We start from the raw sequence: 12,572 nt of genomic DNA, 5'->3' as shown, positions 1-12,572 counted from the left end.
GGGGCCCGGCCGATCAGTAGACCGCGGGGGACGCGTCGGCCGATCGGTCACGGGAGACGTACGCCTCCGCCAGCCGCTCTTCGGCCCGCCGGAGGCGGTACGTGAGCGTCGAGCGCGGGACGTCGAGGTGGGCCGCGAGCTCTCCTGCGTCGACCGCCCGCGGCGACTCGTAGTAGCCGTGCTCGACTGCGGCCGTGAGCGCGGCCTCTTGCTCGGCGGAGAGCCCGACGCCGTCATCGGTGGTCGACTCGCCGGGCGCACCCGACGCGTTCGCCGTCCGCAGCAGCTCCGTCTGGGCGACGTCGCCGACGGCGTCCCGGAGGGCGTCGAAGAACGCGCCCACGTCGCCCTCGCCGGAGTGGATGAGCCGCCAGGTGTAGTGTCGGCCCTCGTGACGGGTCTCGAAGAGGACGCCGTCGCCGAGGTGCTCGTGGGCGAGGTGCGGGACGGACGCGCACACCGGCGTGGGCTCCCAGTCGGTGTACAACACCAGGGTGTCGTCGGTGCGATCGAGCACGCGGGTGGTCTGGGTCGCGCCGCAGTCCTCGGTCGCGAGGCAGTCGGCGTAGTAGTCGCCGTCGGTGAACGCGACCTCGACGGCCGCGAGCGCCGCCGGAGTGCCGGTGGCGTGGTCGACGCGCCAGAGGTGGTCGTCGGTGGCGTGCAGCGACAGCGACCGCACCCGCGCGCCGGGATGGGCGGCGAGCGCGTCCGCCACCCGGTTGCGCCCCGGCTCGTACTCTAAGGCGAAGACGAGTTCGCGCATGGTTCCCGCTAGGAGACCGCCGAACATAACGGGTTTGCCGAGGTCACCGAGCCTCTCGCAGCCGAACCCCACTGTCGCGCTCGGATCTGTGCGCCTCGCGCTCGCGAGTTCGACCGCGATTCGACGTTTGCTATACCGCTATGCGCCTTATCACGCCGCTGCCCGAACGTGTTCGGGGGGCTTTCGCTCCCGTGAGAACGCGCGAAAACGGGTTCGGTGGGTCGTTCCTACTCGGCGTATGGTCGAGAAGACGGACCGAACCGCCGAATCGAGAGGCCCGCGCTCGGCGGACGGTCGCCGCTTCGAGGTGTTCGTCCGCGAGGAGGAGGCCGACCCGCTCCGCCACGTCGGCACCGTCGCTGCGCCGACGCCGGACGTCGCCCACGAGGAAGCGAGCAAGCTCTTCGCCTGGTACGCGCGCGACGTCTGGGTGTGTCCGGCCGAGGAGACCCACCGCTACTCCGCCGAGTCGCTGACGGGGGAGGACTCGTCTTCCGGCGACGAATCTCACTCGCCCGACGGCGCCGAACCGCGCGTGTACGAGGAGACGGAGGGTACCCCGACGGTCTCCTGCGGCGGCGCGCCGGTCGGCGGCGGCGACGAATCCGGGTCGTCCGCGTCCGGTTCGGCCGGGGACGACGCGGAGGGCCGACGATGATATCCGTCAGCAAGCTCCTCTGTGACCTCGACGCCGAGAGCGACGGGCTCCGGTACGACGCGGCCGACGGCTCCTCGGAGCCGCAGATAACCGACGACAAGCAGCGGCGCCCGGTCGTCGTCTGGAACACCACGAAGCGGTGTAACCTCTACTGCGAGCACTGCTACGCAGCGGCCGACCGGGACGGCGCGCCGAACGAGCTGTCGACGGCCGAGGGGAAGGCGCTCGTCGACGACCTCGCGGCGTTCGGCGTGCCGGTGCTCCTCTTCTCGGGCGGGGAACCTCTCGTCCGCGAGGACCTGACAGAGCTGGTCGCGTACGCCGCCGACGCCGGGGTCCGACCCGTGCTCTCGACGAACGGGACCCTCCTCACGCGCGAGCGCGCCCAAGAGCTGAAGGCGGCCGGACTCAAGTACGCGGGCGTCTCCGTCGACGGGCTCCCCGAGCGCAACGACCGGATCCGCGGGGAGGAGGGGGCGTTCGACGCCGCCGTCCGCGGCATCGAGGCGTGTCTCGACGTCGGACTCAAGACGGGCCTCCGGTACACGATCACCGAGCACAACGTGGCGGACCTCGCTGGCGTCGTCGACCTCCTCGTCGACGTCGGCGTCGACCGCTTCTGTTTTTACCACCTCGATTACGGCGGACGCGGCGCCGACATCGCCGACGTCGACCTGAGTCCCGAGGCGACCCGCCGGGCCGTCACCGACCTCTGTGACCTCACCCGCGAGTACCACGCGGCGGGCGAGGAGATCGAGACGCTGCTCGTCGGCAACTACGCCGACGCCGGCTACCTCGTCGAGTACGCGGACCGCGAGATCGGGACCGACCGCGCCCGGCTGATCCGCCGGTACCTCGAGCGCAACGGCGGGGATCCGACCGGCGAGCGCGTCGCCGACGTCGACCCCGTCGGCAACGTCCACCTCACGCAGTTCTGGCAGGGGTACTCGCCGGGGAACGTCCGCGACCGGGCGTTCGGCGCCATCTGGTCGGACGAGTCGAACCCGCTGCTCGCGGGGCTCCGCGACCGCGAGGAGCGGCTCACCGGCCGGTGCGCCGACTGCGCGTACCGGGAGGTCTGCCGGGGTGGGTCGCGGCTCCGCGCCCTCTCGGCGCACGGGGACCCGTTCGCGCCCGACCCGATGTGCTACCTCACGGAGGACGAGCGCGGCGGCGCGGAGGCGTTGCGGCGAATCGACGGCGAGTCCGCCGCGGACTGAGCCGCCGATCGCCGGCCGGCGCCCGACCGGTCACTCCTCGACCCGCTCGAAGGCGTCCGTGACGAGCGTCGCCTGCGCGGCCCGGAGCCGCTGTGAGAGCGCCGACTTGCTGATGTCGAGTTCGGCCGCGAGGTCGCCGAGTGAGGCGTCGCCGTCGGCGTCGAAGTAACCGCGGGCCACGGCGAGCTCGAGGCCCTCGCGCTGTTTCGGCGTGAGCGCCGAGAGATCCACGGCCGTTCGATCCGTCGATTCGGGGCCGTCGACGACGACGAGCCGGACCAGCCGTACGCGGTCGAGGACCGCCCGGAGCTCGGAGACGAGCCCGCGGACGGCGTCTCGCCCGTCGACGTAGGCGGTGACCAGCACCGTCCCCTCCTCGACGCGGCGGACGTGCGGGACGCAGTCGAGACGTTGAAACACGCGACAGAGGCAGTCGTCGGTCACCTCGCCGCGCTCCCGGCGGAGCCCGGGCTCGTCGCTCGGCCGGACCTCGACCGTGCACTCGTCGCCGACCGCGTTGACGGCGACCGCCGCGGCGCTGTCCGCCTGCGAGACGATCGGACAGTCCCACCCGTCGCTCGGACCGACCTCTAGGTCCACGCGGAGGTAAGGGGTGTCGTCCCCGGCGGCTTCGACCATGGTCGAGATCCGTCGTCCGGCCGCTTAGGCGTTCGGCGCCTCCTCACGGACCGGGAAACCGATATCAGTGAGGCGGTCGACGTGGGCGGGTCGACTCCCGACGAGACGAGTCGGCGTCAGTCCTCGGACTCGGGCGCGGCCTCCTCGGCCGCGGGTTCTTCGGCGGTCTCGTCGGCCGCCTCGCCCTCCTCGGAGCGGGCCGCGACTAGGGCGCCGCTGGCGACGCTGTACATCGGCTCCTCGGCCGAGCGCACGCCGCTGATCGAGAACGGGATGTTCGCGTCCTCCAGGTGGTCCGCGAACAGGTCCTTGAACCCGCTCGGACTGGAGGTGCCGCCGGTGACGACGACCGGCACGTCGAGCCCCTCCTCGACGTCCTCCTCGTCGACCTCGCGGGTGATGTTCTCGATGACGTAGTCGAGCAGGTTCTCGTAGTAGATCGCGAGCGCGCCCTCGACGCCGCCAACGTCGGTGCGGAAGTCGAGCTCGAAGTCGTCCTCCTTGATGCTCGTCACCTTGTCGACCGGGGTCCCGGTCGCCTGCGAAGTCTGCTCGTCGATCCAGTCGCCCCCGCGGGCGATGGAGAACTTCATCACGGGCACCGCGTAGTAGGCGAGACAGACGTTGGTCATCCCCGCGCCGAAGCTGATCCCGAGCCCGGTGAAGTTGTTGTCCGCGAGCTCCGAGTAGATGACGGCCATCCCCTCGTTGATCGGCTCGGGGTCGTACCCCATGTCGCCGAGCATCGACTCCAGCGTCTTCTCGTGGTACAGCGTCGTCAGCCCGGAGTCGATCGGGTCGGCCGGGCTGGAGTAGAACAGCCGCTCGTTCGGGCGGGAGGGCTCGCCGACCACCTGCTCGGTGATGAGCTTGATCATCGGGATCGCGGAGGCCTCGTCGCTGGATAAGATTCCGTGTTGCATCGGGCGGCGCGTCTCCTTGTTGAAGATGTTCGCGAAGTTGAGCGCGTCGTCCCCGACGACGTACACCTTGTCGTCCTTGCGGATGTGGAGGACCTCGCTGCGAGAGAGCATCTGTTCAGCCATGTCGCTGTACTCGATCTCGACGAACGAGTTGCGCTGCTGTACGAACACCGTCTCCGCCCCTTCCTGTCGTCCGGAGAGGATGTTCATCGTACCGACGTCCAGGCCTTTAGCCATGTCCAGACGTTTTATTCCACACGTCATAAACGTTCGTGGCCGATTCCGAGTCGAGATACTTCCGAGCGGACGGTGGCCGCGTCGACACCCGGCAGCAGCTCCCGGGTCGGATCCCGGGCCGTTTATGTGCCGCGCCGCGGTGGACGGAGACGACGTGCACGACACAGCGCGCGGGGTCGCGGAGCTGGCGCGGCCGGGAAACTGCGTCGCCGCCGCGGTCCTCACCGGGACGGGGGCGTTCGTCGCCGGCGCCGACGCCGCCGTCGTCCCGGCGGCCGTCGCCGCGGTCGTCACGGGGTTCGCGGTCGCCGCCGGCAACGCGATCAACGACTACTTCGACCGCGACATCGACGCGATCAACCGTCCCGGCCGGCCGATCCCGCGCGGCGCGGTCTCGGCCCGCGGCGCGCTCGCCGTCGCCGCGCTCTGGTTCCTCGTCGCCGTCGCGTTCGCGGCCCTCCTCCCCCCGCTGGCGATCGCCATCGCGGCCGTGAACCTCGTCGCGCTCGTCACGTACACGACGGTGTTCAAGGGCACGCCGGGGCTCGGCAACGCCCTCGTCGCGTACCTCGTCGGGTCGACGTTCCTCTTCGGCGGCGCCGCGGTCGGCGCGCCGGACGCGGTCGTCGTCCTCGCGCTCCTGGCCGGGCTCTCGACGTTCGCCCGCGAGGTGATCAAAGACGTCGAGGACGTGGCGGGCGACCGCGAGGAGGGGCTCCGGACGCTCCCCGTCGCGGTCGGCGAGGAACGCGCGTTGTGGGTCGCGGCCGGTGCGCTCCTCCTCGCCGTCGCGGCCAGTCCGCTCCCGTACCTCACGGGCACCTTCGGCGGCGTCTACCTCCTCTTGGTCGCGATCGCCGACGCGGCCATGCTGTTCGCCTGCTACGAGAGCTTCGACGACCCGTCGACCGCACAGCGGCGGTTCAAGTACGGCACGTTCCTCGCGGCTGGCGCGTTCGTCGTCGGACGGGCGGCGCTGTTGCTTTGATGCGGCGCGGCGAAAAAACGGCTCGACGGCGGACGGTCAGGTAACGGTCACGCGACGTTGAAGCCCTTGTCGCGGAGGAAGTCCTCCACGCGGCCCGAGTGGTTCCCCTGCAGCTCGATGGCGCCGTCCTCGACGGTGCCGCCGCAGGCGAACTTCGACTTGAGATCCGACGAGAGGGAGCTCATGTCGACGTCCTTCGGGTCGAATCCTTCGATGACCGTTACCTCCTTACCGTACCTGCGCTCGTCGATGCGGATGCTGATCTGCTGGGACTCCTTCGCGACGTCCTCGCAGACGCAGAGTTCCTGGGGCAGTCCGCACGTCGAGCAGACTTCCGACATTACGATCGAACCTACATGGTGACCGTATTAAATAGTGTCGGGAGTGCGACCGCGGCGGGCTTCCGTCGCCGGCTCGTCCCGCCGAGCGGCGGGGATCTGTGGCGGAGAGGCGACTGTCACAGCGGGAGGACCGTCGGAGCGGAGAACCGACCGCCGCGTCGTCACCTGAACAGCCGCCCGACGACCGGCGTCCACTCCAGTGCGAGCCGCCGGACGGTCCGACGCGCCTCGTCGGCCTCCCCCCGCGTCACCGCCCCGGCGTACGTCGCCCGCTCGTGGAGGTCGCCGACGGCGACCGCTCGCTCGTCTAGCCCGCGGGCGCGCAGGGCGTCGAGGTACGCCCGCGGGGTCTCCCCGGTCCGACGCTCCCGGAACCGACGGGCGAGCAGGCGCTCCAAATGCGTGAACGCGCGCCGCGCGTCGGTCGTCGGGTCGATCCGGATCCACGGGACCCAGAGGCACGCGACGCGGCGCGCCCGTCTGCCGACGCCGAGCCGACGGGCGCCCGTCACGCCGATCACGGCCGCGAACAGCCAGTACGCGATCGCCTCTCGCGACGGGGGCGCGGACCCGGCTCCTTCCCGGGCGTCTGCGCCCTCGCCCGTTCCGCCACGCGTGAGCGCGCCCTGCCCCGGTTCGCTGTCGACGGCGTCGGTCGCGCCACCGTCTCCGCCGTCGCCGTCCGCGTCGTCTGCTCCCGACGGATCGCCGCTCTCGTTCGGCTCCGGGTCCGGGTCGTCGTCGGTCTCGGGAGCCACGTCCGGCGCGGGCTCCTCCGGGTCGGGCTCCGTCGCCGGCACGTCGACGTTCTCGTCGCCCCCCTCGCGGGCCTCGGCGAGGCTCGCGTTCTGGGCCGCGTCGCGCTCCGCCGAGGGAGTCGGGTCGAACGACACCCAGCCGTGCTCCGGGAAGTACACCTTCACCCAGGCGTGTGCGTCCTGTCCGCGAACGACGTACCGGTCCTCCCCGACCTGCTCGCCCGTCGAGTAGCCGGTGACGAACTGCGCGGGGACGCCCTGCGAGCGCAGCATCGCGACCATCGTCGTCGCGAAGTAGACGCAGTAGCCGGCGTCCATCTCGAAGAGGAACGCGTCGGCCACGTCGCCTTCGGGCCTCTCGACGGTCAGCGAGTAGTCGTACTCCTCGATCAGGTACCGCTCTATCGCGACCGCCTGGTCGTAGGGGTTCTCCGCGTCCGCCTCGGCGAGGACCTCCCGCGTGCGCTCGTCGACTCGGTCCGGCGTGCTCTCCGGCAGTTGCGTGTGTCGCTGGTCGACCTCGTCGGGATACGACCGGCTCGCGTTCCGAAGCTCGGCCGGCTCCGCGTCGAGCACCCGGCTCTCGACGGTGACCCGGTCGCCCGGCTCCAGCGGCTCTCCGAGCCGAACCGTCCCGTGACCGTCGACGCGGGCCGTCTCGGCGCCGGTCCCCTCGACGTCGACGGCCTGCCACGGCGACGGGAGCGCGGTCGACTCCGTCTCGGCGGTGATCGTGGTGTTCGCGGCCGTCGTCTCTCCGGGCGGCCCCTCGAGCGACCCCTCGAGCGCCGACCGCTCGCCCGACCGCACCCAGCCGTCGCCGGTGTACGTGTCGTACGCCTCGGCGTGCCAGTTCCCCGCGACCGGACTCTCGATCGCGTACCGGACCTCGGGCGAGAGCCGCGTCGGACCGACGATCTCGACCTCCTCGTCGTCGTCGAGCGACGACTCCAGCGTCGGGGTGCCGCGGTCGAGCCCCCACGGCTGCGCGGCGCCCGCCGGCAGGACAGCGAGCGTCGCGCTCACGAGCACCATCGCCGCCAGCACCGCGGCGAGGGTGTCGCCGTGACGCCGCAGCCCGCCGGGGACCGACAGCGTCGAGAGGCCGGTCGCGAGCGCGACGCCGAGGACGCCGACGAGCGTGACGGTCTCGCTCGCGTCGCCCGTCAGCACGAGGAAGCCGAGCGTCCCGCCGGCGACGCCGGCCGCGGCGACGTGACGCCCCCGACCGACGAGGTACCCCACGAGAAACGTCGGGACGGGCGCGACCGCGAGCACCCACGCGTCCGCGACCGCGAGCCGGATGATCGAGAGCCCGGTCAGGAGCGAGAGGACGTCGAGCGCGACGCTCCGGGCGGAGAACAGCGCGCGCCGACTCGCCGGGACCGCGAAGTAGTACCCCGCCAGCGTCGCGAGAAGGAGGACCGCGCTCAGCCGGAGCGCGGCGCGCTCACCGATCCACCGCGCGAGGGCGACCCCCGCGATCCCCGCGACCGCGACGGCCGCGGCGGTCCGCGTGGTCCCCCCGACGACGTCGGTCGCCGCGAGGAACACCGAGACGTACGCCCCGGTGACGACCGCCACGCCGAGAATCGCCGGGTCGACCGCGCCTCGGAGCCGCTCTCGGCGGAGACCGCCGGGAGCGGTTCCGGCCTCGTCTGCTCCGCGTCGGCCGCGGAACAGAGACGTCCCACCGCGGTCCGATCCCCCGGGCCCGTCGCGCCCGTCGCGCCCGCCGCGCGCCGGCCCGCTCATCGGCCGACAACCTCGCTCCGACGGGCGGGCGAGGCGCCCGTGGACGCCGTTCCGTCGCCGCTCGCCCCTCGGATCGATCGCGGCCCGGGCGTCGTCCGCTCGGTCTCTCCGGCGACCTCCTCGAACGGGATCGTCCGGTCGTCGACCCGGAACCTCGCGCCGCGCCCGTCGGCGATCACTCGCACGTCGGCCCCCTCGGCGACCGTCGACCCCGGTCCGGTGCGCGCGGCCAGTCCAAGGACGGTCCGGCGCCCTCGCGGTCCCGGATCGGCCGACGCGGCGCCCGACGGAAGCCGCACGTCGACCGGGACGCCGTCGTCCAGCAGGGCGAGCGCGAGGCTGGCGGTCGCGCTCGCGAGGGCGTCTGCACCCTCGGGCCCGCCGGTCGCCTCGCCCGCGATCGACACCCGTCCGCGTTCGGTCTCCGCGGCGAACGCCTTGACCACGACCTCCCCGTGCTTCGCGGTCGCCGGCCAGTGCACGTCGCGGGGACGGTCCCCGCGCGCGTACTCTCGGAGCCGATCGAACTCCTCTCGCTGACGGCTCGCGCCCACCGCGTCGTCGGCGTACAGCGCGCGTCGGAACCACGCCGGGACCCGCCGGCACGGCGGGTACGCGAGGACCGCGTCGGACTCGTCGACGACCGTCCGCCGCTCGAAGAGCCCGAAGACGTCGCCCGCGGTCACCGTGACGGGACCGAAGCGGCGCTCACCCCGTCGCAGGTAGCGCACGCGGTACGTCGCGGGAGCGTCACCGACGGAGGTGCGGATCGGGTCCGCAGGTCCCGCGATCCCGTCGTCCAGCGCGTCGGTCACGTCGGCGAGGTACGTCGGTGACACCGTCCCGCTCGGCCCCGACCCGCGGAACGCGAGCCGCACCTCCCGGCTCTCGCCGACGAACCCCTCGCTGGGGAGCGTCCGCTCGACCGCGGGGTCGTCTATCCGGGCGAGCTGGAGGTACCCGGCCGCGAGCGCGACGACGCCGGGGAGGACGACCGCCTCCAGCGACCGCCCGCCGGCCGCCAGGGCCATCCCGGTCCCGACGAGGCAGATCGCGGCGACCGCGCGCCCCCGCCTGGTGAGCCTCGGTGACGACACGGTCGCTCACTCCACGGGCGTCCGCTGCAGCGCGTCCGTCACGACGTCCGCGCCGTCGGTCCCCGAGTCGGTCCGAACGCGGTGTGCGAGCACGGTCGGCGCTTCCGCCTGGACGTCGTCGGGGATCACGTACCGGCGACCGTCGAGCGCGGCCCGCGCCTGCGCGGTCCTGAGCAGCGCGAGGCTCCCCCGCGGACTGACGCCGAGTCGGGCGTTCTGCCGCGTGTACGCGGCCAACCGCGCGATATACTCTCGGACCGTCTCGGTCGCCTCGACGTCGGCGACCGCGGACCGCGCGCGCCGGACCTGCTCGACGCTCGCGACCGGCTCAACCGCGTCGATCGGGTGATCGCCGGCCATCCGCCCGATGATCTCGGCCTCCGCCTCGGTGTCGGGATAGCCGATCCGAATCTTCTTCGTGAACCGGTCGAGCTCGGCCACCGGAAGGTCGTACGTCTGGCCGGGTTCGACGTCGTTCTGGGTCGCGATGACGCAGAACGGGTCCGGAAGCGATCGGGTGACGCCGTCGGTCGTCACCTGTCCCTCCTCCATCGCCTCCAGCAGGGCGGACTGCGTCTTCGGGGGTGCACGGTTGATCTCGTCACCGAGGACGACGTTCGCGAACACGGGCCCCGGCTGGAACTCGAACTCGTCGGTGCGCCGGTTGAACACGTTGACGCCGGTCACGTCGGCGGGCAGGAGGTCCGGCGTGAACTGGACGCGCTTGAACGAGCCGTCGATCGAGCGCGAGACCGCCTTCGCGAGGGTCGTCTTCCCGACGCCCGGCACGTCCTCGACGAGGAGGTGTCCCCGAGCGAGGACCGCGACCACGACGTGCTCGACCGCCGCCCGCTTGTCGACGATCACCGCTTCGACGTTGTCGACGACGCGCTCGGCGAGCGCGGCGACGTCCGCCGGCTGCATCGCCGGCGGTTCGCCCTCGGCTCCGTCCGTGCTCGTCCCGCTCCGAGCGCTCCCGGACGCCCCCGTCTCCGCGGCGTCGGTCATCGCGACACCCGCCGGGGGCCACGCTGTCGTGAATCGCACTGTCGCGGGTCACACTGCCGCGAGCCGCGCCGTGGCGACCCGGCCCTCCGCGCGTCAGAGTCGGACACCCGCGGCGACTCCTCCGTGGCTCCACGATTCGAGCGGACGACCGGTCCGTCGGGACGAACCGTGGTACGACCACCCATGGTCTTCGACATAACACCGTTACGGACAGCAGCGGCATATGCGTTCCGCCGGTCCTGCCGGCCCGCAGCGTCGGTTTCGCGGGGTCGGTCGACCGCTCGTCGTCACTCCCGTCGGACGTTCCGGCCGACCGGCTCGCCGAACGACTCCGCGCCCGTGATCGGGTCGCGCTCGTAGACGACCTCGCCGCGGACGAGCGTCAGCTCCGGGAAGACGCCCTGGAGCCCCTCGAACGGCGTCCAGCCGCACGCGCTGTGGAGCGCGCCGGCCTCGATCTCGCGCGGGTTCGTCAGGTCGACGAGGACGAGGTCGGCGTCGGCGCCCTCGGCGACACGCCCCTTCCCGCCGATCCCGAAGATCGACGCCGGATTGGCGGCGACGACGTCGCGGACGCGCTCCAGGGCGAGCTCCCCCTTGCGCACGGACTCCAGGAGGAGCGGATAGAGGGTCTCCACGCCGGGGACGCCGCTCGGCGCGTCCGCGAGCCCCCGCCGCTTCTCGGCGACGGTGTGCGGCGCGTGGTCGGTGGCGACCACGTCGACGTCGCCGTCGCGGAGCCGCTCGAAGACGGCGGTGCGGCGCGTCTCGGACCGGAGCGGCGGGTTCATCCGCCCGAACGTCCCGAGCCGACCGGCGCGCTCTCGCGAGAGGAACAGGTGGTGCGGGGTGACCTCGCAGGTGGGCCCGGCGCCTCCGGTCGCGTCGGTCTCGGCCCCCCGAGCCGCGACGACCGCGTCGATCCCCTCCGGCGTCGACGTGTGCGCGATGTGCACCTGCGCGTCGCTCTCGGCGGCGGCCGCGAGGGCGCGTTCGATCGCGGCGACCTCCGCCTTGGCGGTCCGGTAGGCGGACCACGCGTCGGCGGTCGCCGCGGTGCCGACCCCGCCGAGGTCGCCGTCGAGCGCCGACGCGTCGAACAGCGACTCGTCCTCGGCGTGGACCGTGACGGGAACGCCACGAGCGGCGGCCTCGGCGAGCGCGTCCTCGAACAGGTCCGCGGCGATCCCCATCTCGCCGGTCGAGTCGGCGAGGAACACCTCGCCGAGCGCGAGCAGGGGTCGTTCGAAGAGGCTCTCGGGGTCCCACGCGCCCGTGACCCCGCCGTTGATCCCGTAGTCGACGAGCGACTCCGCGGCGAGGGCGGCCTTCTGGTCGAAGGCGGCGCCGTCGACCGTGGGCGGCGAGGTGTTCGGCTGGTCGACGACCGTCGTCACGCCGCCCGCGGCCGCGCTCCGCGAGCCGGAGGCCCACGTCTCCTTGTGGCTCCCGCCCGGCTCCCGGAAGTGGACGTGGACGTCGACGGCGCCGGGCAGGAGGTGTCGCCCCCCGGCGTCGACGACGCGCTCGCCCCCCTTGGGGTCGAGTCCCGCGTTCGTCGGCTCGACCGCCTTGATGACCCCGTCTCGGATTCGGACGTCGCGTACCCGCCCGTCGGCCAGCTCCGCACCCGTGATGAGCATGCGTACGCGCCGGCGGCGTGCTATTTAAACCGTGGTGATCCGGGTCACTCATTCTGATCGATTCAGATTCAGAAGAACGCTCTCAAAAGTTATTCATTGACTTCGTTCCTCTCGTTTTTCTCGATTGCGACGCCAACGCCACGGTCAGCTGCGTAGCCGACAAGCTCGCGAACTGACCGGACAGCGCGTTCGTAGTCGGCATCGTACGCCGTACCGTCCTCGATCACGGCGGGAACTATCAGTACGCCCTCGGCGTCCAACGCCTCCGCAGTGTCGATCATGTCTCGGCTGATCTCACGCAGTTTGTCGTCAGCATTCGAGAGCGGGTACTCCCAGTGGCTGGTCGTCGAGATAGCGGGTACCCGAAGGTCGCGGGTCTCGACCGCCTCAGCTACTTTCTGTCGTCCCTCCTCGGTCGTCAGGGGGCCGTCGCGTTCGACATTCGGTTCAATCTCGTCGTAGCCCGTTGCAGAGAGAATAGCGCAGGTTTCCTCGAACTCGTCGGGAGGGAAGCCGGCTCGATTGAGTCCGTAGCGCAT

12 protein-coding genes are annotated in these 12,572 nt (G+C 71.9%); 3 read left to right on the top strand and 9 right to left on the bottom strand.

Features of this window, described 5'->3' with window-relative positions; all coding sequences use genetic code 11:
• Positions 1-13: 13 nt before the first annotated feature.
• Positions 14-766: a helix-turn-helix domain-containing protein gene (locus tag U4E84_RS05220; RefSeq protein ID WP_322531042.1), complete on the bottom strand. Its 753-nt coding sequence runs from the start codon at positions 764-766 to the stop codon at positions 14-16.
• A 238-nt stretch (positions 767-1,004) separates the two neighbouring features.
• Here U4E84_RS05220 and U4E84_RS05215 point away from each other — a divergent pair, with 238 nt between their 5' ends.
• Both U4E84_RS05215 and U4E84_RS05210 read left to right on the top strand, forming a co-directional pair.
• Positions 1,005-1,424, top strand: a complete 420-nt coding sequence (locus U4E84_RS05215; protein WP_322531041.1) for an Htur_1727 family rSAM-partnered candidate RiPP — start codon at positions 1,005-1,007, stop codon at positions 1,422-1,424.
• On the top strand, positions 1,421-2,644 hold the full coding sequence (locus U4E84_RS05210) for a TIGR04347 family pseudo-SAM/SPASM protein (protein ID WP_322531040.1): 1,224 nt from the start codon (positions 1,421-1,423) through the stop codon (positions 2,642-2,644). Before U4E84_RS05215 ends, U4E84_RS05210 begins: the two co-directional genes overlap by 4 nt.
• 30 nt (positions 2,645-2,674) lie before the next feature.
• Here the strand turns inward: U4E84_RS05210 and U4E84_RS05205 are convergent, their stop codons facing one another.
• Both U4E84_RS05205 and U4E84_RS05200 read right to left on the bottom strand, forming a co-directional pair.
• Entirely contained in the window at positions 2,675-3,283 is a 609-nt protein-coding gene (locus U4E84_RS05205) for a helix-turn-helix domain-containing protein (RefSeq protein ID WP_322531039.1), read from the bottom strand.
• Between the two features lie 116 nt (positions 3,284-3,399).
• On the bottom strand, positions 3,400-4,443 hold the full coding sequence (locus U4E84_RS05200; RefSeq protein WP_345785499.1) for a hypothetical protein: 1,044 nt from the start codon (positions 4,441-4,443) through the stop codon (positions 3,400-3,402).
• Between the two features lie 154 nt (positions 4,444-4,597).
• On the opposite strand from U4E84_RS05200, the gene U4E84_RS05195 reads away from it, so the two are divergent.
• Entirely contained in the window at positions 4,598-5,431 is an 834-nt protein-coding gene (locus U4E84_RS05195) for a geranylgeranylglycerol-phosphate geranylgeranyltransferase (protein ID WP_322531038.1), read from the top strand.
• Between the two features lie 47 nt (positions 5,432-5,478).
• Here U4E84_RS05195 and yciH read toward each other — a convergent pair whose 3' ends face one another.
• From yciH to U4E84_RS05165, 6 genes are all read right to left on the bottom strand, one after another.
• Positions 5,479-5,772: a stress response translation initiation inhibitor YciH gene (yciH, locus tag U4E84_RS05190; protein ID WP_004046732.1), complete on the bottom strand. Its 294-nt coding sequence runs from the start codon at positions 5,770-5,772 to the stop codon at positions 5,479-5,481.
• Between the two features lie 161 nt (positions 5,773-5,933).
• Positions 5,934-8,285 carry a transglutaminase domain-containing protein gene (locus U4E84_RS05185; RefSeq protein WP_322531035.1) on the bottom strand — a complete coding sequence of 784 codons (2,352 nt, stop codon included), beginning with the start codon at positions 8,283-8,285 and terminating at the stop codon, positions 5,934-5,936.
• On the bottom strand, positions 8,282-9,382 hold the full coding sequence (locus tag U4E84_RS05180; RefSeq protein WP_322531034.1) for a DUF58 domain-containing protein: 1,101 nt from the start codon (positions 9,380-9,382) through the stop codon (positions 8,282-8,284). The genes U4E84_RS05185 and U4E84_RS05180 overlap by 4 nt, the downstream gene beginning before the upstream one ends.
• A 6-nt stretch (positions 9,383-9,388) precedes the next feature.
• Complete coding sequence (locus tag U4E84_RS05175) at positions 9,389-10,390, bottom strand: MoxR family ATPase (protein WP_322531033.1); 1,002 nt, start codon at positions 10,388-10,390, stop codon at positions 9,389-9,391.
• Positions 10,391-10,677: 287 nt separating this feature from the next.
• Positions 10,678-12,033, bottom strand: a complete 1,356-nt coding sequence (locus U4E84_RS05170; RefSeq protein WP_322531032.1) for a dihydroorotase — start codon at positions 12,031-12,033, stop codon at positions 10,678-10,680.
• An 89-nt stretch (positions 12,034-12,122) separates the two neighbouring features.
• The gene (locus U4E84_RS05165) at positions 12,123-12,572 is read right to left on the bottom strand and encodes a TIM barrel protein (RefSeq protein ID WP_322531031.1); all 450 of its coding nucleotides are present in this window, start codon (positions 12,570-12,572) and stop codon (positions 12,123-12,125) included.

Origin of the sequence: Halorubrum sp. AD140 (assembly GCF_034497445.1) — an archaeon.
In the GTDB taxonomy this organism is placed as follows: Archaea; Halobacteriota; Halobacteria; order Halobacteriales; family Haloferacaceae; genus Halorubrum.
The sequence above is the reverse complement of the archived record's forward strand: the minus strand, read 5'-3'. Positions and strand labels throughout refer to the sequence as shown.